Below are 26,559 nucleotides of genomic sequence, written 5' to 3' on the forward strand. Positions count from 1 at the left end.
GCCCTGCCCTCCATGTCCGCATCCCTGCTGATCGTCGCCGCCACCTTCTTGTTCGCCAGCATGGGCGTCTGCGTCAAGCTGGCCTCGCGCCATTACGACGCCAGCGAGATCGTCATGTACCGCAGCCTGATCGGCGTGCTGATCGTGGCCAGCATGGCGGCCTTCCAGGGCAAGAGCCTGCGCACCCAAGTGCCGCTCAAACATTTCGGTCGCAGCCTGGCCGGGGTGCTGGCCCTGTCGCTGTGGTTCTACTCGATCGGCCAGCTGCCTTTGAGCACGGCCATGACGCTGAGCTATATGTCCTCGGTCTGGATGGCGGTGTTCATGATTCTGGGCGCCCTGCTGTTCAAGACCGCGCCGGTGCGGCCACGCCTGGTGGCCGCCGTGCTGCTGGGCTTTGTCGGCGTGGCCATGGTGCTGCGCCCAACCCTGGCGCAAGACCAAATCAGCGCCGGCCTGATCGGTCTGGTCGCCGGCATGCTCTCGGCCCTGGCCTATTTGCAGGTGGCTGGCTTGGGCCGTGCCGGCGAGCCCGAATACCGGGTGGTCTTCTATTTTTCGCTGGGCGGCGTCTTGGCCGGCGCCCTGATCACCGCAGGCATGCAGCAACTGGGCCTGACGCAAGGCCTGCACGAGCACAGCCCGGTAGGCCTGGCACTGCTGCTGGCCGTGGGCCTGCTGGCCACCGCAGCCCAGCTGATGATGACGCGCGCCTATGGCCGCGGCAAAGCCTTGGTCAACGCCGCACTGCAGTACCTCGGCATCGTCTTCTCGGTCGGCTATGCCCTGCTGTTTTTCGGCGAGGCCGTGGATGCCGGCACCCTGGCTGGCATGGCCCTGATTGTGGCGGCCGGCGTCGGCGCGAGTTGGGCACAAGCCGGTAGACAATCGCCAGCGACACCACCCCAAGACCCGAGCCGCCCATGAGCCACAGCAACCATCAAACCTTGATCTCCGCCACTGAGTTGCAAGAAGCCTTGGCCGCCGGCCAGCCCTTGCTCTTGGTCAACACCAGCTTCGACCTGGCAGACCCCGGAGCTGGCGAGCGCGACCATGCCCTGGGCCACATCCCCGGCGCTCACTATCTGCATCTGGACCGCGACCTCAGCGCCGCGCAGACCGGACCGGATGGCCTGTTCCGTGGCCGCCACCCCTTGCCGGACCGCGCTGACTTCGCCGCACGCATGGCGTCCATCGGCCTTCGCCCGGGACTGCAAGCCGTGGTCTATGACGGCCAAGGCGGCATGTATGCAGCGCGGCTGTGGTGGATGCTGCGCTGGATCGGCCACGCCGAAGTGGCGGTGCTGGATGGCGGGCACGCAGCCTGGCTGGCCAGCGGCGGCGCACTCAGCCATGCCCCGGCCCTGGGCCAGGCCGCCAGCCCGGTCTTGCAAGACAGCCAGGTCGGCAGCCTAGGCGCCGAACAGTTGCGCGCACAACTGGGCCGCGTGCGCCTGATCGACGCGCGTGCGCCCGAACGTTTCCGCGGCGAGGTCGAGCCCCTGGACGCACAGGCCGGCCATATTCCCGGCGCCAGCAATCGCTTGTTCAAGAACAATCTGCAAGAGGATGGCCGCTTCAAGCCGTCCGAGCAGCTACACCGTGAGTTCAGCGCATTGCTCGCCCCCTACCGACCCGAAGAGGTGGTGCACCAGTGCGGCTCGGGTGTCACGGCCTGCCACAACCTGCTGGCCATGGAGCACGCAGGGCTCACCGGTTCACGCCTCTACCCGGGCTCCTGGAGTGAGTGGTCGTCCGACCCGAGCCGACCGGTGGCCAAGGGCTGAAAGCATGGCTGGGCATTTCACTTGACATAGCGCAAGATGGGCGAGCTCTATCGCTACGAAACTGAAGTCCACAACAACGGAGGTTCGCCATGTTCAAGCGCATTCTGGTGCCCACTGACGGTTCAGATATTTCCACCAAGGCCATCCATACCGCCATCGCCATGGCCAAGCTCCATGGCGCCAAGGTCTACGCCCTGAGCGTCAAGGAGCCCTTCCCCTACAGCGCCGTGTCGGAAATGCAGCCGACCCCGCCGCAGGAATTCTTCGACGCTCAGGAGCGCATTGCCAGTGCCCGCGTCAAGGCCGTGCTGGGCTTGTGCGAAGCCGCCGGCGTGCCCCATGAAGGCCACACGCTCGAGGCCATCCACGCCTGGGAGGCCATCATCGAGTACGCAGCCAAGAACGACTGCGATCTGGTCGTCATGGCCTCGCATGGCCGCCGCGGCGTGCAAGCGCTCTTGCTGGGCAGCGAGACCCAGAAGGTGCTGACCCACTGCAAGGTGCCGGTGCTGGTCGTGCGCTGAAACCCATCGCTCGCAAGACAAAGGGCCGGGCTGCAAATACGCAGCGCCGGCCCTTTTTGCTGGAACGCTGGCGCGCCGACTCAGCTCAATGCTTGCCTGACAGCGCCACCACGACCAGAGGAATGGCCAGGCCGGCACTCAGCCAGAGCAGCTGCAGCCAGGTCTCGCGCAGGGGCAAGCGGCGCTGCAACTGTGGGATCAAGTCGGCCACGGCGACATAGATGAAGCTGCTGCTGGCCGCCACCAGCAAAAACGGGAACAGGCTTTCCCAGGGGCCGACCACGAAGTAACCGAGCACCCCACCGACCACCGCAGCCAGACCCGAGATGGCATTGAAGAGCAAAGCCTTGCCGCGCGAGAAGCCGGCATTGAGCAGCACGATGTAGTCGCCAACCTCTTGCGGAATCTCATGGGCGATGATGGCCAGCGAGGTGACCAGGCCCAAATGCGGGTCGGCCAGAAACGCGGCGGCGATGATGATGCCGTCACAGAAATTGTGGATGCTGTCGCCAACCAGCACGCTCAAGCCGCCCCGGCCTGCCTGCTCGACATCGAAATGATGGTGGTGGTGATGCCCATCACCTTCGTGGTGATGGGTGTGACGGTAGAGCTCGGCCTTCTCCAACAGGAAGAAGAACATCAGGCCGCCCAGCAAGGTCATGAACAGGGCATGCGGGCTGGCCTGGCTTTCAAAGGCCTCGGGCAGCACATGGAGCAAGGCCGTGCCCAGCAGCACCCCGGTGGACAGGCCGACCAGGTGCTTGACCACCCGGCCGAGCAGGCTGACGGTGACGCTGGCGGCAATCAGCACCGAGAGCAGGCCGCCGCTGAAGGTGGCCAGCACGATATAAAACAGAGTCATGTCATTCCAGGTGGCGAGCGCCTCGTGGCGCCCACACCGGCCCCAAAAGTGCCGGTCACAAAAACAAGGGGAGGCTGAACCAGCCTCCCTGCAGCCAAGCGGCGGTGCATCTGGCACCCAACGTTGGCTTTCGTCTTCATCTTAGCAAGCCTGTCAAGCGAGCGACCGGACGACTCCGACACAGAGATGCCATCGGTTTGCCACGACAATGCTGCCATGAATTTGCCTGCTGCCTCCCGCGCCGCCGAGCTCTCCGTGCCGGCCACTGCCCCGCTTGCTGCCATCGACATGGGCTCCAACAGCTTCAGACTGGAGATCGCCCACCTGCCGCGCGGCCAGTACAAGCGCCTGGAATACCTGAAAGAAACCGTTCGCCTGGGCGCTGGCCTGGACAGCGAAGGCATGCTGACCGAAGCCGCCATGCAGCGTGGCCTGGACTGCCTGCGCCGCTTCGCCAGCCGCCTCGAGGGCTTCCCGGCCGCACGCGTGCGCGCTGTGGCCACCCAGACCCTGCGCGAGGCGCGCAACCGCAACGCCTTTTTGGCCCGCGCCAAAGAGGCGCTGGGCTACCCGATCGAGGTCATCTCCGGCCGCGAGGAAGCGCGCCTGATCTTCGCCGGCGTCGCCCGTCTGCAGCCCTCGACCATGCCGCGCCTGGTGATCGACATCGGCGGCCGCTCGACCGAGATGATTCTGGGCCGCGGCCGCAAGCCGATCACGGCCGAATCCTTCCAGGTCGGCAGCGTCAGCCTGTCGCTGCGCTTTTTCCCAGACGGCCAGTTCACCGCCGAGGCCTTCCGTGCCGCGCAAGTGGCGGCCGGCGCTGAACTGGAAGAAGCCTTCGCCCTGTTCAAGCCGTCGATGTGGCAGGAAGCCCTGGGCTCCTCCGGCACGGTCGGTGCGGTCGCGCAGATTCTCGCCGCCAGCGGCCAGACCGACGGCCGCATCACGCCCGAGGCGCTGCGCTGGTGCATCGAACGCGCCCTGGAAGCGGGCAGCATGGAGCAGCTCAACCTGCCCGGCCTGAAAGAAGACCGCCGCGCCGTGGTCGGCGGCGGCCTCTGCATCCTCTACACCTTGCTGACCCAGTTCGGCATCCCTGAGCTGCTGCCCGCCAAGGGCGCCCTGCGCCAAGGCGTGATCTTCGACCTGGTGGAGCGCCTGGAAACCGAGAGCGCCGGCGAGGGCGGCACCGTGCTGGACATGCGCGAAGCTTCGGTGGCAGCGCTGCAAAAACGCTTCAGCGTCGACCTGGCGCAAGCCGGGCGCGTGCAAGAACTAGCCCTGCGCCTGTACAAGCAGTTGGCGCCGCGTGCCAGCCGAGCCCTGCAGCGCGAGCTGGCCTGGGCGGCTGCCTTGCATGAAATCGGCATGATGGTCTCGCACCACGACCACCACCGCCACAGCGCCTACCTGCTTTCACACGTGGATGCGGCCGGCTTCTCGCAAGACCAGCTGCGTCGTCTGGCCGATCTGGCCCTGGGTCAGCGCGGTGGCCTGCGCAAGCTGGAAGCGCAGATGAGCGACGAAAGCCTGCTCTGGCAGCTGCTGAGCCTGCGCCTGGCCGTGATCGCCTGCCATGCGCGCGGCGTGACCGAACCCAAGGCCCTGACCTTGCGCCGCAACGGCCGCCAGATCGTGTTGAACCTGCCCAAGGCCTTGCCCGACACGCAGCCGCGCGCGCTCTATCTGCTGCAGGAAGAAGCCCAGGCCTGGGCACGCTCCGAGGTCTTGGAGCTGCAACTGAGCGCTTGAACGCGGCGAGGCCGGTTCAGAGCTGATCCGGCCCCTGCACTGCCACCAGGGTCAGCTCACGCCGGCCCGCGCGCTCGCGCGCTCGCAGCCACCAAACCGCGCCTTTTTTGACCGCCCAGGCCTGATCCTGGCCGGCCAACAAACGCGCAGCCAATCGCCCCAGGGTCGGCTGATGCCCCACCAGCAGCACGGTTGAATGGCTTGGCTCGGGCCAACCCGCAGCCGCCAGCAAGGCCTCCGGCTCGGCATCGGGCGCCAAGGCCGGCAGCAAGCGCAGGTCTCGGCCTAGGGCCAAGGCCGTGGCATGGGTGCGTGCGGCCGGGCTGCTGAGCACCAGGCAATCGTCCGGCAGTCGCTCATTCAGCCAGGCGGCCATGCGCTGCGCCTGGCGCTCGCCCTTGGCGGTCAGGCGGCGCGCCAGATCGCTGCCGCCCTCAGCCAAGAGCTCGGCTTCAGCATGGCGCCACAGAATCAGATCCATGTCCGGCGACTCAGTTGTCGGCGTGATACAGGCGCATCAAGGCCTGCTGGGCGCTGAGGCCATGGTCAGAAACCCGGCTGGAGCGCCCGTCCGGCCCCAGCTGCCAGGCATCCAGGCTGTCATGCAGATAGGGCAGCAAGGCCTCATCGATGACGCGCTGACGTAGGCGATCATCCAGCACCGGCCAGGCCACCTCGATACGTCGGAACATATTGCGGCTCATCCAGTCCGCACTGGACAGGTAAAGCGCCTCGTCGCTTTCGCTGTGGCCCCAACGGAAGTAGCAGATGCGCGTGTGTTCGAGAAAACGCCCCACCACCGAGCGCACGACGATGTTGTCGCTGATGCCGGGCAGGCCCGGAGGCAGCATGCAGGCACCGCGCACGATCAGATCGATCTTCACGCCGGCCTGCGAGACCCGCAACAAGGCCTGGATCAGCTCCAGATCGGTCAAGGCATTGATCTTCAACACCACACGCGCAGGCTGTCCGGCCAGCGCTGCCTGTTCGACCTGAGCCAGATACTCCACCATGCGGCTGTGCATATTGAAGGGCGCCAGCAACAGGCGTTTGGGCGCTTTGATCTTGCCCAAGGAGGCCAGCTGGCGGAATACTGCGTCGGCATCCGAGGTCAGCTCCGGGTCGGCCGTCAGATAGCCGAGGTCGGTGTAGAAGCGTGCCGTGCGCGGGTTGTAGTTGCCGGTGGACAAATGGGCATAACGCCGGAACTTGGCGCCCTCGCGGCGCGTCACCAGCAGCAGCTTGGCGTGCGTCTTGTAGCCGACGATGCCGTACACCACCTGGGCGCCCACGGCTTCCAGACGCTCGGCCCAGTTAATGTTCGCTTCCTCGTCGAAGCGCGCTTTCAACTCGACCACGGCCATCACTTCCTTGCCGCGCCGTGCCGCCTCGATCAGCAAATCCATCAGCGCCGACTTGGCGCCGGTGCGGTAAATGGTCTGCTTGATGGCCAACACATCGGGGTCCTCGACCGCCTGGCGCAGGAATTCGACCACCGGATCGAAGCTCTCGAAGGGGTGATGCAGAAGCACATCGCCCTTGCGCAGACGATCGAACATGGACTTCTGGCGCGGCAAGCGGCCTTGCGGCCAGACCGGCTCATGGTCGGGAAAACGCAACTCAGGCGCCTCCGTCTGGTCGATCAGCTCATTCAGACGCACCAGATTGACCGGGCCGTTGACCCGGTACAAGGCCGCCACCGGCAGTGCGAACTGTTCCAGCAGGAACTGTGACAGCTCGGCCGGGCAGGTGTTGACCACCTCCAGGCGTACGGCTCGGCCGAAATGGCGGGTGGTCAGGCCCGAGCGCAAGGCATGGCGCAGATTGGCCACCTCCTCCTCGTCGACCTCCAGGTCGGAGTCGCGGGTGACACGGAACTGCGAGAAGGCCTCGACCTTGCGACCCGAGAACAAGTCCTCCAGATGGGCACGGATCACGCTGGTCAGCAGCACAAACACCTGCTGCCCGTCGCTGACCGAGGCCGGCAGCTTGATGACGCGAGGCAGCACACGCGGCACCTTGACGATGGCAATGCGGTTGTCGCGGCCGAAGGCATCCTTGCCCGAGAGGCGGGCGATGAAGTGCAGGGACTTGTTCGCCACCTGAGGGAAAGGATGGGCCGGATCCAAACCCACCGGCACCAGCAAAGGCCGCACCTCGCGCTCGAAGAACTTGGCCACCCATTGACGCTGCGCCTCGCTGCGGTCGGCATGGTTGAGCACGACGATGCGCTGAGCACGCAAGGCCGGCATCACATGGTCGTTGAAGATCGAGTACTGCTCGTCGATCAAAGCATGGGCAGCGCGCCCGACCCGTTCGACATCGCGGTTATTGACCAAGCTCTCCGGATCGCGCGCGGCATCCAGCATGTCGGCAAAGCGCACCTCAAAGAACTCATCGAGGTTGGAGGACACGATGCAGATATAGCGCAGCCGCTCCAGCAGCGGCACGTCCGGGCGCTGCGCCTGAGCCAGCACACGCCGGTTGAATTCAAGAATTGCCTGCTCACGGTTGAGCAGCACCACGGGCGCTTGAGATACGGTCATCAGACCATTCTATGGACCAAATATGACAGTTCCGAGAGCCATTCGGCTCATGCCAGCGTGCGCCCCGCTTCCGGCGCCATGGTCGGCCGCGGCAGCGCCAACGTGCGCCCGGCCAGCAGGCTGCTGTGGGCACTCCAGTCAAGGATTTCCAGCTGGCCGTCGGCGTGTTCGACCAGGGCAGTCAGGCTCTCCACCCAGTCGCCGTCATTGGCGTAGAGGATGCCGTCAATCTCGCGCAGCTCGGCATGGTGGATATGGCCGCAGACGACCCCATGCACGCCGCGCTTGCGCGCCTCGCGCGCCACCGCCATCTCAAAATCGGAAATGAAACTCACCGCCCGTTTGACCTTGAGTTTCAGGTACTTGGACAAGCTCCAGTACGGAAGACCCAGGCGGGCGCGCAGGCTGTTGAGATGGCGGTTGAGCTTGAGCGTCAGCTCGTACAAGGTGTCGCCGACATGGGCCAGCCACTTCGCACACTGGATCACGCCGTCGAACAGGTCTCCGTGGGTGATCCAGAGCTTGCGGCCGTCGGCCGTCTCGTGCACCCACTCCTTGGCGACTTCAATGCCGCCGAAGTTGTGGCCCAGGTATTTGCGCGCAAATTCGTCGTGGTTGCCGGGAATGAAGATCACGCGGCAGCCTTTGCGCGCCTTGCGCAGCAACTTTTGCACCACATCGTTATGGGCCTGCGGCCAGTACCAGCTGCGGCGCAGCTGCCAGCCGTCGATGATGTCGCCGACCAAAAACAGCTGCTCGCACTCCACTTCGCGCAAGAATTCCAGCAAGGCTTCGGCCTGACAACCCGGCGTGCCGAGATGCAGGTCCGAGATCCAGACCGTGCGATAGCTGCGGCTGGGGAGCTCGCTCACGCTCTCGTCACTTGCTGCGGCGCTGACAGCGTTGGCCAAGGCGGCGCGTGTGATGGCGGGGTCGTGCTGCATGGCCGGCAGTCTCGACCGCAGCCGTGTCGCTGCCATGGCAGGGCTGTGACGCTTGTGTGACGCAGGCCGCCGCCAAGGCTGGCCTCGATAATCCCCCCATGCATCTGATGATTCCCCATGCCAGCGCCCTGGGCGAGGCCTGCCAGCACAGCCTCGGCGAACTGAACCTGCCCCATTTGAGCGAGCTGCTAGGCCGCCTGAGCCCAGACGGCGCGGCCATCGGCGACGACGAGTACAGCCTCAACACCCCGCAGGAGCTGGCCCTGGCCCAACTGCGCGGCAGCGCCGCCGCGCCGGGCGAGTTGCCCACCGCCGCCTGGTTGGCCGACAGCCTGGGCCTGGATGCCAGCCTGGCCTGGGCGCGCCTGACGCCGCTGCACCTGGCCGTGGGCAGCGACCACATCACCGCCCGCAACCCGGAGGAGCTGCAACTCAGCGAGTTCGACTCGCGCGCGCTGTTCGAGGCCTTGGCCGAGCTCTGGCCAAGCAGCGAAGGCTGGACGGCCCACTGGGTGGACACACAGTGCTGGCTGATCGGCCACGCCAGTCTGCAAGGCCTGGCCTGCGCCAGCCTGGACCGCGTGCTGGCCCGCAATGTCGCGGCCTGGATGCCCGAGGCCCGCCTGCTGCGGCGCCTGCAAAACGAGATCCAGATGCTGCTGCACGAGCACCCCCTGAACGAAGCACGGGAACAACGCGGCTTGCTGCCTGTGAATTCGGTCTGGATCAGCGGCTGCGGCCGCCATGAGGGCGGCGCGCCACCGGCAGCGCTGCAAGTGGACGAGCGCCTGCGCGCGCCGCTGCTGGCAGGCGACTGGGCAGCCTGGGCCGAAGCCTGGGTGGCGCTGGACGCCGGCCCGGTGGCGCGCGGCCTGGACCTGGCTCGCGACGGGCGCGCGGTGCGCCTGACCCTGTGCGGCGAACGCCTGGCGCAAAGCTATGCCTCGGTCCCCAGCAGCGCACTGCAAAGCCTGTGGCAGCGTTTGCGCCCACCGCGCGCCAACACCGCCACCGTGCTGGGGGCCCTATGAACGCGCCCCGCTTGCTGACGCGCGAGGTGCCGCCTCGCACCGCCTGGGCCCTGGAGCAAGCCGGTGTCGAGCCACTGCTGGCGCGCTTGTTCGCCGCGCGTGGCGTCAGCTCGGCCGAGGAGCTGGACGACGGCCTGGCCCGCCTGCTGCCGCCCGAAGACCTGAAAGGCATCCATGAAGCCGCGCGCCTGCTGGCCGACTGCATCGAGCAGCGCGAGCGCATCTGCCTGGTGGCCGACTATGACTGCGACGGCGCCACCGCTTGCAGCGTGGCCCTGCGCGGCCTGGCCTTGCTGGGCGCGGCGCCCGAGCAGCTTTGCTACGTCGTGCCCGACCGCGCCATTCACGGTTACGGCCTGACCCCGGCCATCGTCGAGCTGGCCCTGCCCCTGCGGCCGCAACTCTTGATGACGGTGGACAACGGCATCGCCAGCATGGCCGGTGTGGCCCATGCCAAGGCCCTGGGCCTGCGGGTGCTGGTGACCGATCACCACCTGCCGGCGCTCGTCGCTGGTCAGGTCGAGCTGCCCGCGGCCGACGCCTTGGTCAACCCCAGCCAGCCCGGCTGCGGCTTTGCCAGCAAGAACTTGGCCGGCGTGGGCGTGGCCTTTTACGTGCTGCTGGCCTTGCGCAGCGAGTTGCGCCAACGTGGCCGCTACGAAAACACCCCACAACCCAAGCTAGACGGCCTGCTGGACCTGGTGGCCCTGGGCACGGTGGCCGATGTGGTCAAGCTGGACGCCAACAACCGCCGCCTGGTGGCGCAGGGGCTCAAGCGCATGCGCGCCGGCCGGGTGCAGCCGGGCATCGCCGCCCTGTTCACGGCCGCCGGCCGCGACTGCAGCCGTGCCAACGCGTTCGACCTGGGCTTTGCACTCGGCCCTCGCATCAACGCCGCGGGCCGGCTCTCGGACATGACCCTGGGCATCGAATGCCTACTCAGTGATGACCCGGCGCGCGCCCTGGAGCTGGCGCGCCAGCTCGACGCCATCAACCGGGAAAGGCGCGAAATTGAGGCCGATATGCGCGAGCAAGCCGAGTTCAAGCTCGACGAACTGATGCAGGACCCGCGCCTCAAGGGTGAACCACCGGCCGCCCTGGCTCTGTTCGAGCCCGAGTTCCACGAAGGCGTGGTCGGCATCATTGCCTCGCGCCTCAAGGACCGCATCCACCGGCCCACCTTTGTCTTCGCCCGCGGCGCCGACGGCCAGCTCAAGGGCTCGGGCCGCTCCATCCCCGGCTTTCATCTGCGCGATGCCCTGGACCTGGTCAGCAAGCGCCACCCCGAGCTCCTCAAGAAGTTCGGTGGCCACGCCATGGCGGCCGGCTGCACCTTGGCCGACGATGGCTTTGAGCGATTCGACCAGGCTTTGCAAGCCGTGGCGGCCGAATGGCTGGACGCCGCGGCACTGACCCGCACCCTGCGCACGGACGGGCCGCTCGCCCCGGAGCTGTTCACTGCCGAGACCGTGCGCAGCCTGGACGCCCAGGTCTGGGGTCAGGCCTTCGAAGCGCCGCTGTTCTGCGACCGGGTGGAAGTCGTCTCGCAGCGCATCGTCGGCGAGCGCCACCTCAAACTGCGCCTGCGCCAGGGCGGCGCTCTGCGTGATGCGATCTGGTTCAGCCACATTGAACCGGTGCCCGAACGCGGCTTGCTCGCTTACCGCCTGAGCTTGGACGAATACCAGGGTCAGCAGCGGGTGCAGATGATCGTCGAGGCGATGACGGAAGAGGCCGGCGCCTAAAATGGCCCGGTGAATCCAAACGCCACCCGCCCCTTCGCCCTCCACCACCTCAGCAATGCCGATCTGCATTGCCATTCGCGGGTGTCCGACGGCACTTTGCAGCCCGAGGAGCTGGCCGAGCGAGCCAAGGCCAATGGCGTCGAGCTCTGGGCCCTGACCGACCATGACGAGGTCGGTGGGCAGCAGCGCGCCCTCGAGGCGGCCCGCGCCCAGGGCCTGGCCTACCTGACCGGTGTGGAGATCTCGGTCAGCTTCGCTGGCCGCGTGGTGCACATCGTCGGCCTGGGCTTTGACCACCGCAACGAGGCCCTGGTCCAGGGCCTGCGCGCGACCCGTGGCGGCCGCGAACCGCGAGCCCGCGAAATGGCAGCGGGCCTGGCGGCCGTGGGAATCCAGGGCGCCTTCGAAGGCGCACTTCAGTACGTGGGCAACCCAGAACTGATCTCGCGCACCCATTTCGCCCGCTTCCTGGTCGAGGCCGGCCATTGCAACGACATCAGCGAGGTGTTCCGGCGCTTCCTCACCGAGGGCAAGCCCGGTTATGTCGAGCACCGCTGGGCGAGCCTGGGCGACGCCGTGCGATGGCTACGCGAGGCCGGCGGCGTGGCCGTGATCGCCCACCCAGCGCGCTACGCCTTCACGCCAACGGAGGAGTACGCCCTGTTCACCGAGTTCATCGCCCACGGCGGCCGCGGTGTCGAGGTCGTGACCGGCAGCCACAGCGCCGCCGAGGCCGTGAAATACACCGAAACCGCGCTGGAGTTTGGCTTGCTGGCCTCGCGCGGCTCCGACTTTCACTCGCCGCTTGAGAGCCGCATCGACCTGGGCCGTCTGGACGCACTGTCCGGGCGCTTGCAGCCAGTCTGGATGGAACTGGTCGATCGGGTTCATCTGCCCCAGTGACCCCCAGCGCCAGCGGCGCGTGTCTTTTTCGCACCGCCGCGCGCACGCGCACAAAAGCCGGCGCCACAATGGCCCATGGCTCAGTTCTTCGAAGTCCACCCAGACAACCCACAGCCGCGCTTTCTGAAGCAGGTGGCGCAGATCCTTCATGGCGGCGGCATCGCGGCCATCCCAACCGACTCCAGCTACGCCCTGGTCTGCCATCTGGACGACAAGGCCGCGGCTGAAGCGCTGCGGCGAATACGCGGCGTCGATGACAAGCACCACCTGACCCTGCTCTGTCGCGACCTCAGCGAGCTGGCCAGTTATGCGCGCGTGGACAACCGGCAGTACCGCCTGCTCAAACTGGCCACGCCCGGCCCCTTCACCTTCATCCTGGAGGCGACCAAGGAAGTGCCGCGGCGCTTGTCCCACCCGTCGCGGCGCACCATAGGCCTGCGTGTGCCCGACCACCGAGTCACGCAGGATTTGCTCGCCGTGTTCGGCCAGCCCTTGCTGGCGACGACCCTGATTGCACCCGGCGACAGCGAGCCCCTGAACGATGCCCAGGAGATTGCCGAACGCCTGGACAAGCAGCTGCAAGTCATTCTGGATGCCGGGGCCTGCGCACGCGAGCCGACCACCATCATCGACCTGAGCCAGGACATACCGGAACTGATCCGCCAAGGCCGCGGAAATGCAGCCAGTCTGGGGCTTTTTTAACTTGACCACCGGCCCCGCTTTTCGATGATCCTCAAGTCTTCAAGCGGCTTGCCGAAGATCCACGGGTAGGCTGCGCACACAAAAAAACAGGGTGGCAGCGTCAGCCGTGGATGTTTGTTGTCATTTGGAAGAAAGCGCCCGCCATGAGTCTTCTCTCGAAATTGCGTATCAGCCAGCGCTTGGGCTTGAGCTACGCCGTGCTGATCGTGTTGTTGATCATCATTGGCAGCTACGGGGCCTACAGCGCCAACCGCCTGGCCAAGGATCTCGACCGCACGGCCAACCAGAGTCTGGTCAAAATCGCAGCCGCCAATTCATTGGAGGGCAATGTCAATATCATTGCCCGCGCATCCCGGGATCTTCTGCTGCTCGATGAAGCGCGCCAGATCAAAAAACAAAAGGCTGCCATCGACGGCGCCGTGCAAGAGAGTGACAAGCAGCTGAGCAGCTTGGTCGCCTCGCTGGACAGCAGCGCCGAGAACGAGCTGGTCGGCAAGGTCAAGGAAGCCCAGGCGAAGTTCTTTGCCTCGGTCGAAAAGTTTCGCAAGGTGCAGCAGGACGGCAGCCCCGACGAGGCACGCGAGAGCCTGATCACTGACGTTCGCCCGGCCCAGCAGGCCTACCAGGACGGCCTCAAGGGTTTGGTCGATCTGCAGTTCGAGCAAGCGCATGACCTGGCGGTCGCCGGCGGAGAACTGGCACGCAACTCGGTGCTGGTCACCGTGGTGCTGGTGATCGCCGCCGTGGTGATCGGCGGCGTCGGCGGCCTGGCCATCTCACGCTCCATCGTCGCCCCGGTGAAACAGGCGCAAGCCGCGGCCGATGCGATCCGCAATGGCGACCTAACCCACGCCTTTGGCGTGTCGGGCAGTGATGAGCTGGGCCAGATGCTCGACGTCATGCAAGGCATGCAAGAAGCGCTGTCCGGCGTGGTCAGCAGCGTCAGCGCGGCCGCTGCCGATGTGGCGCAGAGCTCCAGCCAGATTGCCAGTGGCAACAACGACCTGTCCGACCGTACGGCCCGATCGGCATCCAGCCTGCAGACGACAGCCGCCTCGGTCGAGGAGATCGCCGCCAACCTCAGCGGCGCCAGCGAGCTGACCCGCAAGGCCGCCGGCATCGCCAGCAAAGCCCGCAACTCGGCCAGCGCCGGTGGCAAGGCCGTGGCCCAGGTGGTGGCGACGATGGAAGAGATCAGCGCCAGCTCGCGCAAGATCGGCGACATCATCGGCGTCATCGACGGCATCGCTTTCCAAACCAACATCCTGGCGCTGAATGCCGCCGTGGAAGCAGCGCGCGCCGGTGAACACGGCCGCGGCTTCGCGGTGGTGGCCTCGGAAGTGCGCGCCCTGGCCTCGCGCTCGGCCTCGGCCGCCAAGGAGATCAAGGTGTTGATCCAGGAATCTTCCATCAAGGTCGAGAACGGCACCGCCCTGGTCAACAACGCCGGCGTGACCATCAGCAGCGTGGTCAACGAGGTCAATGACATGGGTCAGCTGATCGAAGAGATCTCGCACTCCGCGCAGGAACAGGCAACCGGCGTCGGTGTCGTCAACCACGCCATGAACGAGCTCGACCGCAGCACGCAGCAAAACGCCAGCCTGGTCAGCGAGCTCAGCCATTCCACCGAGGCTCTGACCAGCAGCTCTTCACGACTGCTGGAAGCCGTTGGTTTCTTCCGCACCCAAGCCTGAATCCCCAACTCCCAGCCCTTTTTTTGCTGACAAACCCCGACAGAGGACAGACATGACCCCTTCCAAACGACCCTCTATGCGCGCCCACATGCTGCGCGCCTCGGTAGGCCTTCTCGGTGCCCTGCTGATCGCGACCAGCGCCATGGCTTCGCCCAAGGTTCTGAAGAAGGTCCCGCCCGAGTTCCCGGCGGCTGCAACCAAGAAAAACATCAAGACCGGCTCGGTCAAGGCCAAGATGAACATCGGCCCGGACGGCAAGGTCATCGATGTGCAGATCCTCGAAGCCGAGCCGCCGCGCATCTTCGATCGCGCTGTGACCGACGCCTTGATGGAATGGCGCTTCGAAGGCAATGGCGAAAAGCAGTCCCACGAAGTCAAACTCGTCTTCAGCAGCGAGGACTGAGTTCGCGCACAAGGTCCTGCCTGCGCAGGACCTTGTGGCTAAGTCAGGCCCCTGCGCTTGCAAGCGAGGGGGCTGAATGTGGACACAAAAGGCCGCCTGCGCGGCCTTTTGTGCCTCATTCAGGACTGACCGCATGCTTGCGGTCAGGCTGAGTTCGCGCACAACCTACGCTCCTAGGGCTGCACCGCCTTCGTCTGCTCCAACAACGCCACCATCCGCGCCCGGTCCAGACCCAATATGACCTGGCCCCGGACCAGGAAGGTGGGTGTGCCCCGCGCCAAGGTCTCGCGGTAACGCTGCGCGCATTGAGCATTGCTCTCGATGAAGCATTCAGCGTAGGGAATACGCTCCGCTTCAAACCACTGGCGTGCTTGCGTGCAGTAGCTACAGCTGAGGCTGGACAACATCACGATATCGCCCGGTTTGGCCTTCTCCCGAAGGCTTTGCGCTTGAGTCTCATGCAAGCCTTGGCGCGCCCAGCTGCTCAAAGCCCAGACCACAGCCACGATCAGCGCCAGAGGCCAAAGTTCTCGCCACGAGATGGCGCCGGAACAAAGAAAAGGGCGGCGTCGACTCATTTCGGCACCACCCTTGGCATGTCGTGAGGACTGCGGCTCAGACTGCGGCCGTCACGACGATCTCGACCTTCCACTCCGGCCGAGCCAGCTTGGCCTCGACCGTGGCGCGCGGCGGCGTGTGGCCCGGCAGCACCCAGGCATCCCAGGCGACATTCATGCCAGGAAAGTCCGCCAGATCGGCGATGTAGATCTGGGCGCGAAGGACCTTGCTCTTGTCGCTGCCGGCGCGGGCCAGCAAGGCGTCGATCATGGCCAGCACCTGGGCCGTCTGGCCGGTGATGTCCTGGCTGGCGTCTTCGGGCACCTGGCCGGCCAAGTAAACCACGCCCTTGTGCACGGCCATCTCGGACATGCGCGCGCCAACATCAAAACGTTCGATCGTCATTTCGTTCCTTGCCTTTCCTTCTTCTTGGGATGCTTGTGCGAATGACCGTGGGCATGGGCTGCTTCGGGGTCATGCGGGTGTTTCTTGCTGCTGCCGGCCGGCGGCGTTGCGGCGACCTTTTGGCCCAGGCGACTCTCGGTGCCGTTCATCAGCTTCTTGATGTTGGCGCTGTGGCGCCAGACCAGCAGCAGGCCCATGAGCACCAGCACGCCGACATTGGGGCCGGTGCCCCAACCGAACATCTCGTAAATGGGCGCAAAGGCGGCCGAAACGATGGCGGCCAGCGAGGAATAGCGTGTGAAATAAGCAATCGCCAGCCAGGTCAGCAGCGTAGCGGCGCCCAGCACCGGGTTCAGCGCCAGGATCACGCCGGCGGCCGTGGCCACGCCCTTGCCACCTTCGAAGCGGAAGAACACCGGCCACAGATGGCCCAGGAAGGCAGCCAGGCCGACCAGGGCCGCCGTGCCTTCGCCCAGACCGAAACGCGCGCCGAACTGCAGCACCAGCAAGACCGGCAAATAGCCTTTCAGCGCGTCAAACACCAGGGTCAGAATGGCCGCGGCCTTGTTGCCCGAGCGCAGCACATTGGTGGCACCGGGGTTGCCCGAGCCATAGCTGCGCGGGTCGGACAGGCCCATGACGCGGCTGACGATGACGGCAAAGGACAGCGAACCGACGAGGTAGCCGACGAACGCGGCCAAAAGAGGGGAAAAGGGGAAAAGAGTATCTTGCATGGGGCGCTATTCTGCACTGGCGCACTGGACCGCCCGCGCCAGCAGCAGCTCAGGCAGAACCCGCGGGTCCAGGCCGACCAGATAGCCGCGCCGACCACCGTTGATGCAGATGCGCTCTAGCGCCAGGATGCTGGCCTCGACGTACACCGGCATGGCCTTTCGCGTGCCGAAGGGCGAGGTGCCGCCGACCAGATAGCCGCTGTGACGCTGGGCCACGTCGGGCTTGCAGGGCTCGACCTTTTTGCACGGGATCTGACGCGCCAACTCCTTCAGGCTGACCTTCTGATCGCCATGCATCAACACGATCAAAGGCTGGGCGCGCTCGTCCTGCATGACCAGGGTCTTGACCACCTGGTGCTCGGGCACGTCGAGCTGACGAGAACTCTCAGCGGTACCGCCGTGCTCGACATAGTCGTACACATATTCGCTGAACGGGATCTCATGCTCGCGCAGGAACTGGGTCGCAGGCGTCTCGCTGACGTGGGCATTCTTCTTGGCCATGCGGGCAATTTTCACCCAAGATACCCAAGCCCACGCCAAGGCTCAATGCCAGCAGCGAGCAGGCCGCGTTTTCACCCCAGCGGATGGCAAGGCCGGCGGATCGCTGCATTCTGGCCCGAGAATCGGCCCCAACGCTGCAGCCGGCCTTGGTGCCGAAGATGTCGACCATGAAACCCTCCCTGCCCCCAACTGACGCACCACGTCAGGACATCACCCGCATCCTGCTGGCCGTGCTGGCCGTGGCCCTGCTGATCTTTGCCTCGCTTTGGGTCCTGCAACCCTTTCTGGGCGCCACCGTCTGGGCCACCATGGTGGTGGTGGCCACCTGGCCTTTGATGGAAAGCTTGCAAGCCCGGCTCTGGGGCCGGCGAGGCCTGGCGACTGCGGTGATGGTGCTGGGCCTGCTGCTGCTGCTTTTTGTGCCGCTGTCGATTGCCTTGTCCACCGTGGTGTCGCACGCCGACCGGGTCATGACCCTGGCCACCGGGCTGCTGGACTCGCAGATCCCCGAGCCGCCCGCCTGGTTGGCTGGCCTGCCCGTGGTCGGTGAAAACCTGGCAGCCTTCTGGCACAAAGTGGCGCAAGAAGGCCTGAGCTCCCTGCTCGCCATGATCAAGCCCTATGTCGGCAGCAGCCTCAAATGGACGGCTGCGCAAGCGGGCAACCTCGGCATGGTCGGCCTGCAGTTCCTGCTGACCGTGGCCATCGCGGCCATCCTCTACAGCGAGGGCGAGAATGCCGTCCAGCATGTGCGCCGCTTCATCCGCCGCTTGGCCGGGGAGCAAGGCGACGCCGTCGTCACCCTGGCCGGCCAGGCCATCCGCGGCGTGGCCCTGGGCATTGTGGTCACCGCCCTGGTGCAGACCGCGCTCGGCGGCCTGGGCCTGTGGATCAGCGGCGTGCCCTTCGCCGGCCTGCTCAGCGCCGTGATGCTGATGGCCTGCCTGGCCCAGATCGGCCCGGCCCTGGTGCTGGCGCCGGCCGTGGCCTGGTTGTACTGGAGCGGCGACAGCGGCTGGGCCACAGTGCTGCTCATCTGGACCCTGTTGGTGACCACGCTGGACAACTTCCTGCGCCCCTGGCTGATCAAGAAAGGCGCCGATCTGCCCTTGCTGCTGATCTTCGCCGGTGTGATCGGCGGCTTGTTGGCCTTCGGCCTGGTGGGCCTGTTCATTGGCCCGGTGGTGCTGGCCGTGACCTACACCTTGCTGGAGGCCTGGATCAACGAGGGCCTGCCGGCGAAGGCGCAGGCGCTGAGCGAGAAGACGGCGGCGCGCCAGGCTTCAGGCGGGCGCCGCGCACCTCGAAACTGATGCGCTGCAGCTCGCGGCCGCGACCGTCCAGCAGGCGCAGCTGATGCCGCCCCGGCCAGGGCGCCCAGTTCAGCTGGCGCCCGCGGCCGAGGATCTTGCCGTCCAGCTCCCATTGACCGTCCTGCCCCTCGAAGCGGATCTTCTGCGCCTGCGGTGGCATGTCGGGGTCGAGCGCGAACAGGCTGCCGTCCACCGGGCTGACGATGCCCAGGGCCGAAGCCTGGCCCTGCAACTGGCTGCCCGCGCCCCAGCGCGCCTGCTCGGTGCCGCGCACAAACCATTCGCGCCGCGCCGGTTCGGCCACGCCGTCGAACTGGACCGTCACCGGCTGGACCGTGGCCGGCGCGGCGGGTGCACGCGAAGGCCGGCCTTGGTGCAGATAGCGCATCAGCCCGGCCCAGACTGGCGCCGCGCCGCTGATGCCGCTGACCCCGTGCATGGGCGCGCCACTGGCATTGCCGACCCAGACGCCCACCGTATAGCGATCACTGAAACCTAGGCACCAGTTGTCGCGCATGTCCTTGCTGGTGCCGGTCTTGACCGCCGCATAGCTGGCCAGCGCCAGCGGGCTGTCCAGGCCGAAGCCGATGGCGCGGGCGTTGTTGTCGGCCAGCATGTCGGCGACGATGAAGCTGGCCCCAGCGTCGGCCACACGGCGGCGGCCGACCTGCGCTTGGGGCGCCTGCGCCAGAAACTGCACCGGCCCCAGCACGCCCCCATTGGCCAGGCTGCGGTAGGCATTGGCCAGATTCAGCAAAGACACATCTGCGCTGCCCAGGGCCAGCGAGAGTCCGTAAAAACCTGCGGTTTCGCCCAGCTGCAGTTCGAGCTGGTTCAGGCGCTCGAACACCGCCTCGCTGCCCAGCATGGCCATCAGGCGCACGGCCGGCACATTAAGGCTGCTGCCCAGGGCACTGCGCGCGGAAACGAAACCCTTGAACTGACGGTCATAGTTCTGCGGCACATAAAGGCCCGCGGGCGTGTTGATCTGTGCCGGTGAATCCTCCAGCAGGCTGGCGGCCGTGATCAGGCGCCGCTCCAGCGCCAGCTGGTAAATGAAGGGCTTGAACGTGGAGCCCGGCTGGCGCCGCGCCAGCACGCCGTCCACCTGGGCGGCGGCCGAAAACGCGCCGCTGCTGCCCACCCAGGCGCGCACCTGGCCGCTGGCGTTGTCGAGCACGATCACCGCGCCATCTTCGACATTGCGGCCATTCAGCTCGGCCAGCTGGTTCTTGAGCAGCTGGGCGGCATAACGCTGCAGATGAGCGTCCAGGCTGCTGCGCTGGCGCGCCGGGCCCTCGGGGCGCAGCAGCTGGCGGGCGATATGTGGCGCCAGCTGCTCGCCCAAGGGCATGGTGGCCGGACGCAGCAAGGCCGCCTCGGCCTGGCCGGCCACGGCCTCGCAGCCCAGGCCTTGCAGCTTGAGCAGGCCGCAGGCGCGCTGGCTCCAGGCGGCCGCGCTGGCATTGGGCGCGCGCAGCAGGGCGGCGGCCAGGGCGCCCTCCACCGCCGTCAAGCCAGCCGGATGCTTGCCGAACAGCACTTGCGAGAGCGCATGGATGCCGATCAGCTCGCCGCGAAAAGGCACGCTGTTGACATAGGCCTCGAGGATCTGCGCCTTGCTCCAGCGCCGCTCCAGCTGGGCCGCCAGCCAGACCTGGCCCAGCTTCTGCCCCGCGCTGCGGCCGCCGGCCGGGCGGGCCAGGCCGGCGTCGATCAAGCCGGCCAGCTGCATGGTCACGGTGGACGCGCCGCGCGTGCGCTGATTCCACAAATTGGCCCAGGCGCTGCTGGCCACGGCGCCCCAGTCGACCCCGCTGTGCTCGTAAAAGCGCCGATCCTCGCCCAGCAAGATCGCCTGCAGCAAGGCCGGCGAGAGCTGGCTCAAAGGCAGCCAGTCGAGCACGCGCCGCTGCGGGTCCATGCGCAAGGTCTGCAAGGGCTCGCCGCGCCGGTCCAGCAAGGTGAAATCCGACACCCGATGTGCGGCCTTGATCTCCTGAAAGCTGGGCTGCGCCCGGGCCGGCGCGCTCGCGGCGAGCAGCAGGCCGACCAGCAGCCATGCCCCGCGAACGCATCCCCTCAAGGCGCCACCTCCAGCGAGGCCTGGGGCAGCTCGGCGAAGTTTTCGGGCGCGTACATGGCCTCGACCCGGGTGCCCGGCATCTGGAACCGGCCGGCGTTGTTCAGGCGCACGGTGTACTCCAGCACATGCTTGCCGCGCGGCAGACGCTCGAAATAGGCGCGCCAGGCCTCGTGGCTGCGCTCTTCAAACGTGGGCGGCACGCGCGCTTCATCACCCGGCTTGGCATTGCGGCTGAGCTCGGCCACCCGATCGGCGCCCAGCACGGCTGCGCCGCCGGGCAGCGGATCGGCCAGCACCACCCAGGCCATATCGCTGCCCGCCTCCAACTCCAGGCGCACACGCAGCACATCACCCCGGCTCCAGCGCCCAGCCACCTTCTGCTCCACGGCCTGCACGGTGCGTTGCAGGCGGTAGCCCGCGCTGGCCGCTTGCTTGAGCGGCACGGCAGCCAGCGATTGCACGGTCAGCCAGGGCTTGCCCGCGCCCTTGTGCTCCACGCTCAGCGTGCCGCTGTTCCAGGGCAGCAAGAGCTTGCCGCCTTCGGGCTGGCGCGTCCAATCCAGGGTTTGCAGCGGCGCCGGGCTCAGCGTTGCCTCCGTCTTGCCTGCGGGCTTGACGCCCTCAAAGCGAGCGGCGAACTTGTCCAGCGCCAGCACGCCCCAGAGATTGGCCGTGGTGCTGCTCCAGGCGCCGCGCTGCTGGCGGCCCAGGCTGCCCTGCAGCAGACGCGGCAGTTCCTCGGCCCAGCCGGCTTCATCCAGCACGGCCAGCATCAGGCGCGAGGCGTTGGCATCGGCGTTGTCCATCAGCCACCACCAGGCATCGCTCTCTTCGGTGCTGAAACGCAGCACCGTGCCCTGGTAGCTCAGGCGGCTGCGCAGCAAGGCCTGGGCCTCGGCCAGGCGCTGGGCACGCTGCGGCGCCTGCGCCATGCGCTTGTGGATGTTGAGCCAGTCGATCACGGCGGCCGTCGGCCAGGCCCCCAGGGCCTTGGCGTTGACGGTGCTGAGCCCCGCGGGCGTGGCACGGCCGTAGCGCGACAAGGCCTCTAGCGCCGCCAGGCGGCGCACATCAGCATCCAGCTCGGCGCTGCGCGGCGACCAGCTGGGGCGGCTGATGCGTCCGTCGATATAGGCCGTCAGGCCTTGCAGCATCTTCTCGCGCAGGGCCACCGGGATGTCGCGCCCGGCCTCGTGTGCGGCGGCCAGCAGGTAGGCGGTCAGGCGCTCGCTGCCGCGCGGCGCCTCATCGGGGCGCGGCGGGAAGTAGTGGGCCAGACCATCGCGGTCCAGGTAGGACGGCATGGCCGCCAGCACCGACTGCCACAGCGCCGCATCATGCAGGCCCAGGGCCTTGGAGGTCTGCTGCTCCAGGCAGCTGTAGGGGTAGGTCTCGAAGAAGCGCCTCGGCCCGGGCAGATCGCCGGCCAGGCGGCGCTGCAGCACCAGCTGCACACCGCCGCGCTTGGCGCCAGCTTCAGGCCAGGCACCGGCAGGCGGCGCCACGGGCAGGCTTGTGCGGCCATCGAGCTGGCTCAGGCTGGCCTGCCAGACCTGCACCGGCACGGCGGGCAGCACGCGCTGGCTGACGCGCAGCTGGTCGCGCGCCAAAGCAGGGCCGGGCTTGGCCGCGCCCTGCTCCGTCGCCGTGGCCTGCCACTGCAAGGCCTGCGCACCCTCGGGCACCTTGAGCGTCCAGCTCAGCTCACGCGCTTCACCGGCCGCCAGTTTCAAACTCTGGGCCGGCAACTGAAGCACCGGCAGGGCAGGAGCGGCGCCATCCGCCGCTTGCGGCTGCGCCTGCAACTCGGCCCGCAGATTCATCGCCCGGCCGCTGCTGTTGCGCAGGGTCAGATTGGCCTGAAACTCATCGCCCTCGCGCACCAGCGGCGGCAGGCCGGACAGCACCTGCAGATCCTGCGTCACCCGCACCGTGGCCTGGCCCGTGCCGAACTGGTGGCTGCCCGCATCGGCCACGGCCACCAGGCGGAAGCTGGTCAGCGAATCGTTGAGAGGCACCTCGATCAGCGCTTCGCCGCGCGCATCGAGCTTGACCGTGCTGCGCCAGAGCAAGAGCGTGTCGAAGAGCTCGCGGGTGGGCGCGCGGCCCCCGCCGCCGCCAGCCGCCACCGCCTTGCGGCCGTAGTGGCGCCGGCCGATGATTTCGCTCTGCGCCGTGGCCGTGTCCACGCCCCAGCTGCGCTGCTGGATCATGGCCGGCAGCAGCTCCCAGCTGCTGTTGCCGCGCAGGGCCAGCAGGCCTTCGTCCACAGCGGCAAAAGCCACTTCAGCACCGGGCACCGGGCGGCCATCCTGCGTCACCTGCACGCGGGTGCGCACGGTTTCACGCACGCCGTACTGGCTCTTCTCCGGGCTGACCTTGACCTGCAGCTGGTGCTCGGCCAGGCCCACTTGCACGGCGGCCACGCCGAGTTTGAAGGACGGCTTGGCCAGGTCCACCATGGCCGTGGGCGCCGGGGTGTTGCGCCCCTCGCGCCAGGCGGCCCACCAGTTGAGCGGCTCGCGCCAACCCCAGCTGAAGAAAGAGTACCAAGGCACATGCTGGATGCGCCCACGCAGGGCCAGCACACTGACGTAGACATTGGGCGCCCAGGCGCGCTCGATCTTGAGCTCGAAGCTGGGGTCGCGGCCGGTGAGCTTGATGACGCGGCTGTCGATCACGCCCTCGCGCTCGATCGCCACCAGGGCCGTGGCTTCGCGAAAGGGCATGCGCACCTGGAAACGCGCCGTCTGACCCGGCTCATAACGCTTCTTCTCGGCGAGCACATCGATGCGGTCGTCGTTGTCCTGGGCAAACCAGAGTTCGCCCTCCTGGCTCATCCAGGCGCTGGCCGCGGCCTGGCTGGGCCGACCGTCGCTGTCCTTGGCACTGAGCACCAGCTCCACCTCGCCCGAGACATCGAGCTTGGCCTCGCAGGCCAAGAGGCCCTGGACATCGCTGCTGCCGCTGCAGACCGTGCCCAGGTCCTTGAGTTCGGTGCGGTTGTCATAGGCATAGAAGCCGCCCACCATGCGCTTGCGGCTGCTGATGGTCTGGCGCAGCTGCGCCTTGATCTCCAGGCGCTGGCCGGCCACCGGCTTGCCGGCCGTGTCCAGAGCCAGGGCGCTGAAGGCCAGGCTGCCGCGGTTGTTGGACCAGCTGCGCGTTCGCAGACCCAGCACCAGCTTGGAAGGCCACAGCGCCACGGTCTGGTTGATGCTGCGCACCTCGCCATTCGGGTCGCTATAGCTCAGTTCGGCCAGCAGTTCGCTGGGCCGGCTCAGGGCGGGCAGGTTCTTGATGACGGTTTCGGCCGCGCCCTGGCGGTCGGTGACGGCGGGCTGCTTGTCCAGCACCAGGCGGGTGTCGCGCGCCGGGCCGGCGCCCTCCTCGCCCTCGCCTTCGTCTTGGAAGCGCTCGGCTTCACCGAGGCCACGCGGCGGCTCGAAGCTGAACTCGTCGTAGCCTGGGAAGCGCAGGCTGCGCGGGCGCAGCAAGGCGCTGAACTTGAGCGGCGCCTGGGCCATGGGGCCGCCGGCCTGGTAATTGAGCTGCGCGCCCAGACGCAGGTCCTTGGGTGCCACCTGCACCGCCTTGGGCGCGCTCAAAGTGGCGCTGATCAGGGGCACGCGGAACTCTTCGACATGGAAGCTGCCCGTCGTCCAGCTGGCGGCCTGGCCCTCGCGAACCAGTTCGATGCTGTAGGTGCCCAACTTGGCGCCCGCTGGAATCTGCCACTGCGAGCTGGCGCTGCGCGGGCTGGGCCAAGTGATCGGAATCTCCACTTCGCTGCCGCTGCCCTGATGGGTGAGCTTGAGCTTGGTGGGCAGCTGCTCGGGCGCCGCCAGCTTCAGGCCCTGGCGGGTCTCCAGGCGGAAGAAATGCTTCATGGACACGGTCTCGCCGGCGCGCAGCAGGCTGCGGTCCAACACCGTGTGGGCGCGCACCTCGGCGCCGCCGGCGCCGTACAGCGTCGGCAGATTGAAGCGCCAGGGCTCGATGCCGCGGTTCCAGTTGCTGAAGACAAAAGCCATGTCGGTGGCGCCGCCGGCCGCATCGGCCTTGTGCGCGGTGACGAAGAAGCCGCGCTCGGCAACACAGCGCCTGTCGTCCCAGCTCGGGGGCTCCAGGGCCTGTTGCACCAGGGCCCGACCCTGGGCATCGGTGCGGCCGCCCCAGAGCGGCTTGCCGGCGCAGTCATGCACCACGACCTCGGCATCGGCCACAGGCAGGCCGCGGTCCAGGCTGGTCACCCAGACCAGGCTGTTCTCGCGCGACCATTTGAAATGCACGCCGAGGTTGGTGACCAGCACACCGGTGCGCACAAACATCGGTGCGGTCTTGTCCAGCAAGGCCTGGCCCAGGCGCGGCGAGCGCAGTTCCACCACGTGATAGCCCGGCTCGGCCAGGGGCAGGCCGATGACCTCGAAAGGCCGCGGCTCAGCGCCCTGAGGCGGGGTGGCGGGCGGCGGAAGCTTGAGGCTGCGGGCCTCCGGGTCTTTGTCCAGCAAGGACAGCTCTCGCGTGCCAACCTGGCGCATCTGCTTGCGAAAGATCGCCTGACCACGCGAATCGGTGTCGGCGACCGATTCGTACCACTGGCTCTCCGGCAGGCCGGCCTCTCGGGCATTGAACACGCTCTCGTGATAACGCCGTACCCGCGCGTACCAGGCCAGCACATCGGCCGCGCTGCTCAGGCGCTTGACCCGGATCTCTCCGGGGGTGGCCTGCGCTGCGGCGGCGCTCGCAGCTGCACCGGCGGCGCCCCAATCGCTCTGCACATGGCGCATGGTGATGGGCAGCAGGGACGGCTCCTTGCCGCCCGCCTCACGCTCGATCACGCCAAAGGGCGCGGCGGCAAACTTGGCCAGCGGCGGCGAGGCGCCCGTGGCCACCTTGAGTGGAAAGCTCGCGGCGTTGGCCAAGGCGCGGCCGCTGTTGTCCTTGAGCCCGGCCGGCAGCTGCAGGGTGAACTGCGCGTTCTCGGCCAGAGGAAAAGGAAACTCCAGCATGGAGAGCTCGGCCGTGTCCTCGCCCTTGGGCTTGAGCGGTTTGAGGACCTGGCCCGAAGCCGACTTCAAGGTCAGTTGCAGCGCCTGCTCGCGGGTCACGGGCGCGCTGAACAAGACCCGCATCGGCCGCACCGGCATGCAGGGCACGTTGGCACGCTCCCGTTCGCAGGAAAACTCGGCGGTGAAGGGACGGCGCACGTGATAGGCGTGCGTCTCGGTGTCGCGGCGCGCCTGGACGGGTTTGTCACCTTCGCCGTTGGACCAGATCAGGCGCATCTTGGCGTCTTGCGGCAGGGGCCGTTGGCAGTGCAGCAGCCAGTGGCTGCCCGGCAGCTTGGCCGCAGCCTGGCTGCGACCGCGCGACTTGAGCACCGCGGCCAAAGCTTCGCCCTGCACGAGCTGCACAGGAATGCGTTCACCGAGGCCATCGACCTCACACCAGGCGCGCTGACGCAGCTGCGCCTCGCTGAGGGCGCCGTTGAAGCGCAGCAGGAAATGCTGGTCTTCCTCGATCTCGCTGCCCGGCCAGGGCTGCACCTGCTGCAAACGAACCGGTCCGGTCTGGAAGCTGAAACTCTGCGGGCCGGCGATGGGCCCGCCCAAGGGTTTGAAGCTCTCCAGCAGTTGAACCTCACAGCGTTGCTTGGGCCCCAAGGCCGGGCCGCTGGCCTGCCAGACCCATTCCCGCGCGTTGTTCCAGCGGCCGTCTTCGGTGCTGAGGCTCTTGCCGCCACAGCTCAGGCTCACGGGCGCTGGCAAGCGCGGGTCGCCGGCCGGCACGACGGCCTCGGAAAAGCTCAGGCGCAGCTGCCGAAACTCGGGCACCTCGCCGCTCGGCGACACCGTGACCGTGGCTGCCTGCGCCAGCGGTGCCCACAGCGCCAGGCCGAGGACCAGCCCGAAGCCGAATTGATGTGTGGCAAACCTGCGCTGCGTGGACGCGCTTGCGTTCTTCGTCATTCCCCACCCTCCCAGGTGATCGATCGTGGCGGCGCTCAGTCTAGCCGCAGCCCAGCGGCCGGCCGGATCGGTCCGATAGCGCACAGACCCGGCA

21 protein-coding genes are annotated in these 26,559 nt (G+C 67.2%); 11 read left to right on the plus strand and 10 right to left on the minus strand.

The window, feature by feature from the left end; translation table 11 throughout:
• Positions 1-12 precede the first annotated feature (12 nt).
• The 3 genes from ACQY39_RS20685 (at position 13) to ACQY39_RS20695 (ending at position 2,311) form a co-directional block, all read left to right on the plus strand.
• On the plus strand, positions 13-927 hold the full coding sequence (locus ACQY39_RS20685; RefSeq protein WP_428509429.1) for a DMT family transporter: 915 nt from the start codon (positions 13-15) through the stop codon (positions 925-927).
• Positions 924-1,787 carry a sulfurtransferase gene (locus ACQY39_RS20690; RefSeq protein WP_428509431.1) on the plus strand — a complete coding sequence of 288 codons (864 nt, stop codon included), beginning with the start codon at positions 924-926 and terminating at the stop codon, positions 1,785-1,787. Before ACQY39_RS20685 ends, ACQY39_RS20690 begins: the two co-directional genes overlap by 4 nt.
• Before the next feature lie 89 nt (positions 1,788-1,876).
• On the plus strand, positions 1,877-2,311 hold the full coding sequence (locus tag ACQY39_RS20695) for a universal stress protein (protein ID WP_428509433.1): 435 nt from the start codon (positions 1,877-1,879) through the stop codon (positions 2,309-2,311).
• Between the two features lie 85 nt (positions 2,312-2,396).
• On the opposite strand, the gene ACQY39_RS20700 is transcribed toward ACQY39_RS20695, so the two are convergent.
• Positions 2,397-3,173: a ZIP family metal transporter gene (locus ACQY39_RS20700; RefSeq protein WP_263518237.1), complete on the minus strand. Its 777-nt coding sequence runs from the start codon at positions 3,171-3,173 to the stop codon at positions 2,397-2,399.
• Between the two features lie 216 nt (positions 3,174-3,389).
• On the opposite strand from ACQY39_RS20700, the gene ppx reads away from it, so the two are divergent.
• Entirely contained in the window at positions 3,390-4,928 is a 1,539-nt protein-coding gene (gene ppx / locus ACQY39_RS20705; protein ID WP_428509435.1) for an exopolyphosphatase, read from the plus strand.
• Between the two features lie 16 nt (positions 4,929-4,944).
• Here the strand turns inward: ppx and ACQY39_RS20710 are convergent, their stop codons facing one another.
• From ACQY39_RS20710 to ACQY39_RS20720, 3 genes are read right to left on the minus strand one after another with little or no spacing between them, the layout of a single operon-like run.
• Positions 4,945-5,409, minus strand: a complete 465-nt coding sequence (locus ACQY39_RS20710) for a SixA phosphatase family protein (protein ID WP_428509437.1) — start codon at positions 5,407-5,409, stop codon at positions 4,945-4,947.
• 10 nt (positions 5,410-5,419) lie between these two features.
• Positions 5,420-7,474, minus strand: a complete 2,055-nt coding sequence (gene ppk1 / locus ACQY39_RS20715; protein WP_428509439.1) for a polyphosphate kinase 1 — start codon at positions 7,472-7,474, stop codon at positions 5,420-5,422.
• A 47-nt stretch (positions 7,475-7,521) separates the two neighbouring features.
• The gene (locus ACQY39_RS20720; RefSeq protein WP_428509441.1) at positions 7,522-8,418 is read right to left on the minus strand and encodes a UDP-2,3-diacylglucosamine diphosphatase; all 897 of its coding nucleotides are present in this window, start codon (positions 8,416-8,418) and stop codon (positions 7,522-7,524) included.
• Between the two features lie 98 nt (positions 8,419-8,516).
• Between ACQY39_RS20720 and ACQY39_RS20725 the strand changes: the two genes are divergently transcribed.
• From ACQY39_RS20725 to ACQY39_RS20750, 6 genes are all read left to right on the plus strand, one after another.
• Entirely contained in the window at positions 8,517-9,449 is a 933-nt protein-coding gene (locus ACQY39_RS20725) for a hypothetical protein (protein ID WP_428509443.1), read from the plus strand.
• Complete coding sequence (recJ, locus tag ACQY39_RS20730; protein ID WP_428509445.1) at positions 9,446-11,194, plus strand: single-stranded-DNA-specific exonuclease RecJ; 1,749 nt, start codon at positions 9,446-9,448, stop codon at positions 11,192-11,194. Before ACQY39_RS20725 ends, recJ begins: the two co-directional genes overlap by 4 nt.
• A gap of 9 nt (positions 11,195-11,203) precedes the next feature.
• Positions 11,204-12,097, plus strand: a complete 894-nt coding sequence (locus tag ACQY39_RS20735) for a 3',5'-nucleoside bisphosphate phosphatase (RefSeq protein WP_428509447.1) — start codon at positions 11,204-11,206, stop codon at positions 12,095-12,097.
• Between the two features lie 75 nt (positions 12,098-12,172).
• Positions 12,173-12,799 (plus strand): L-threonylcarbamoyladenylate synthase, encoded by a 627-nt coding sequence (locus ACQY39_RS20740; RefSeq protein ID WP_428509449.1) that lies wholly within the window; start codon positions 12,173-12,175, stop codon positions 12,797-12,799.
• Positions 12,800-12,942: 143 nt separating this feature from the next.
• Complete coding sequence (locus ACQY39_RS20745) at positions 12,943-14,493, plus strand: methyl-accepting chemotaxis protein (RefSeq protein WP_428509451.1); 1,551 nt, start codon at positions 12,943-12,945, stop codon at positions 14,491-14,493.
• A 52-nt stretch (positions 14,494-14,545) separates the two neighbouring features.
• Complete coding sequence (locus ACQY39_RS20750) at positions 14,546-14,896, plus strand: energy transducer TonB (protein ID WP_428509453.1); 351 nt, start codon at positions 14,546-14,548, stop codon at positions 14,894-14,896.
• A 173-nt stretch (positions 14,897-15,069) separates the two neighbouring features.
• Here the strand turns inward: ACQY39_RS20750 and ACQY39_RS20755 are convergent, their stop codons facing one another.
• From ACQY39_RS20755 to ACQY39_RS20770, 4 genes are read right to left on the minus strand one after another with little or no spacing between them, the layout of a single operon-like run.
• Positions 15,070-15,474 (minus strand): glutaredoxin family protein, encoded by a 405-nt coding sequence (locus ACQY39_RS20755; protein WP_428509455.1) that lies wholly within the window; start codon positions 15,472-15,474, stop codon positions 15,070-15,072.
• 37 nt (positions 15,475-15,511) lie between these two features.
• The gene (locus tag ACQY39_RS20760; RefSeq protein ID WP_428509457.1) at positions 15,512-15,859 is read right to left on the minus strand and encodes a RidA family protein; all 348 of its coding nucleotides are present in this window, start codon (positions 15,857-15,859) and stop codon (positions 15,512-15,514) included.
• On the minus strand, positions 15,856-16,593 hold the full coding sequence (plsY, locus tag ACQY39_RS20765) for a glycerol-3-phosphate 1-O-acyltransferase PlsY (protein WP_428509459.1): 738 nt from the start codon (positions 16,591-16,593) through the stop codon (positions 15,856-15,858). The genes ACQY39_RS20760 and plsY overlap by 4 nt, the downstream gene beginning before the upstream one ends.
• 6 nt (positions 16,594-16,599) lie before the next feature.
• Positions 16,600-17,094: an aminoacyl-tRNA deacylase gene (locus ACQY39_RS20770; RefSeq protein WP_428509461.1), complete on the minus strand. Its 495-nt coding sequence runs from the start codon at positions 17,092-17,094 to the stop codon at positions 16,600-16,602.
• Positions 17,095-17,261: 167 nt separating this feature from the next.
• Between ACQY39_RS20770 and ydiK the strand changes: the two genes are divergently transcribed.
• Positions 17,262-18,407, plus strand: coding sequence for an AI-2E family transporter YdiK (gene ydiK / locus ACQY39_RS20775; RefSeq protein ID WP_428509463.1), 1,146 nt, complete (start codon positions 17,262-17,264; stop codon positions 18,405-18,407).
• Here the strand turns inward: ydiK and pbpC are convergent.
• Both pbpC and ACQY39_RS20785 read right to left on the minus strand, forming a co-directional pair.
• Positions 18,316-20,493, minus strand: a complete 2,178-nt coding sequence (pbpC, locus tag ACQY39_RS20780) for a penicillin-binding protein 1C (RefSeq protein WP_428509465.1) — start codon at positions 20,491-20,493, stop codon at positions 18,316-18,318. The two genes, ydiK and pbpC, sit on opposite strands and share 92 nt — an antisense overlap.
• Positions 20,490-26,465: an alpha-2-macroglobulin family protein gene (locus tag ACQY39_RS20785; protein WP_428509467.1), complete on the minus strand. Its 5,976-nt coding sequence runs from the start codon at positions 26,463-26,465 to the stop codon at positions 20,490-20,492. The genes pbpC and ACQY39_RS20785 overlap by 4 nt, the downstream gene beginning before the upstream one ends.
• Between the last annotated feature and the right edge of the window lie 94 nt (positions 26,466-26,559).

Origin of the sequence: Roseateles sp. (assembly GCF_965262435.1) — a bacterium.
In the GTDB taxonomy this organism is placed as follows: Bacteria; Pseudomonadota; Gammaproteobacteria; order Burkholderiales; family Burkholderiaceae_C; genus Paucibacter_A.

What these genes read in the sequence shown, in the direction of transcription:
- recJ (WP_428509445.1), top strand. Translation starts at nt 9,446, where the DNA reads ATGAACGCGCCCCGCTTGCTGACGCGCGAGGTGCCGCCTCGCACCGCC.
- ACQY39_RS20725 (WP_428509443.1), top strand. Translation starts at nt 8,517, where the DNA reads ATGCATCTGATGATTCCCCATGCCAGCGCCCTGGGCGAGGCCTGCCAG.
- ACQY39_RS20720 (WP_428509441.1), bottom strand. Translation starts at nt 8,418, where the DNA reads ATGCAGCACGACCCCGCCATCACACGCGCCGCCTTGGCCAACGCTGTC.
- ACQY39_RS20755 (WP_428509455.1), bottom strand. Translation starts at nt 15,474, where the DNA reads ATGAGTCGACGCCGCCCTTTTCTTTGTTCCGGCGCCATCTCGTGGCGA.
- ACQY39_RS20690 (WP_428509431.1), top strand. Translation starts at nt 924, where the DNA reads ATGAGCCACAGCAACCATCAAACCTTGATCTCCGCCACTGAGTTGCAA.
- ACQY39_RS20685 (WP_428509429.1), top strand. Translation starts at nt 13, where the DNA reads ATGTCCGCATCCCTGCTGATCGTCGCCGCCACCTTCTTGTTCGCCAGC.
- ppk1 (WP_428509439.1), bottom strand. Translation starts at nt 7,474, where the DNA reads ATGACCGTATCTCAAGCGCCCGTGGTGCTGCTCAACCGTGAGCAGGCA.
- ppx (WP_428509435.1), top strand. Translation starts at nt 3,390, where the DNA reads ATGAATTTGCCTGCTGCCTCCCGCGCCGCCGAGCTCTCCGTGCCGGCC.
- ACQY39_RS20770 (WP_428509461.1), bottom strand. Translation starts at nt 17,094, where the DNA reads ATGGCCAAGAAGAATGCCCACGTCAGCGAGACGCCTGCGACCCAGTTC.
- ACQY39_RS20700 (WP_263518237.1), bottom strand. Translation starts at nt 3,173, where the DNA reads ATGACTCTGTTTTATATCGTGCTGGCCACCTTCAGCGGCGGCCTGCTC.
- ydiK (WP_428509463.1), top strand. Translation starts at nt 17,262, where the DNA reads ATGAAACCCTCCCTGCCCCCAACTGACGCACCACGTCAGGACATCACC.
- ACQY39_RS20745 (WP_428509451.1), top strand. Translation starts at nt 12,943, where the DNA reads ATGAGTCTTCTCTCGAAATTGCGTATCAGCCAGCGCTTGGGCTTGAGC.
- ACQY39_RS20750 (WP_428509453.1), top strand. Translation starts at nt 14,546, where the DNA reads ATGACCCCTTCCAAACGACCCTCTATGCGCGCCCACATGCTGCGCGCC.
- ACQY39_RS20785 (WP_428509467.1), bottom strand. Translation starts at nt 26,465, where the DNA reads ATGACGAAGAACGCAAGCGCGTCCACGCAGCGCAGGTTTGCCACACAT.
- ACQY39_RS20760 (WP_428509457.1), bottom strand. Translation starts at nt 15,859, where the DNA reads ATGACGATCGAACGTTTTGATGTTGGCGCGCGCATGTCCGAGATGGCC.
- plsY (WP_428509459.1), bottom strand. Translation starts at nt 16,593, where the DNA reads ATGCAAGATACTCTTTTCCCCTTTTCCCCTCTTTTGGCCGCGTTCGTC.
- ACQY39_RS20710 (WP_428509437.1), bottom strand. Translation starts at nt 5,409, where the DNA reads ATGGATCTGATTCTGTGGCGCCATGCTGAAGCCGAGCTCTTGGCTGAG.
- ACQY39_RS20695 (WP_428509433.1), top strand. Translation starts at nt 1,877, where the DNA reads ATGTTCAAGCGCATTCTGGTGCCCACTGACGGTTCAGATATTTCCACC.
- ACQY39_RS20740 (WP_428509449.1), top strand. Translation starts at nt 12,173, where the DNA reads ATGGCTCAGTTCTTCGAAGTCCACCCAGACAACCCACAGCCGCGCTTT.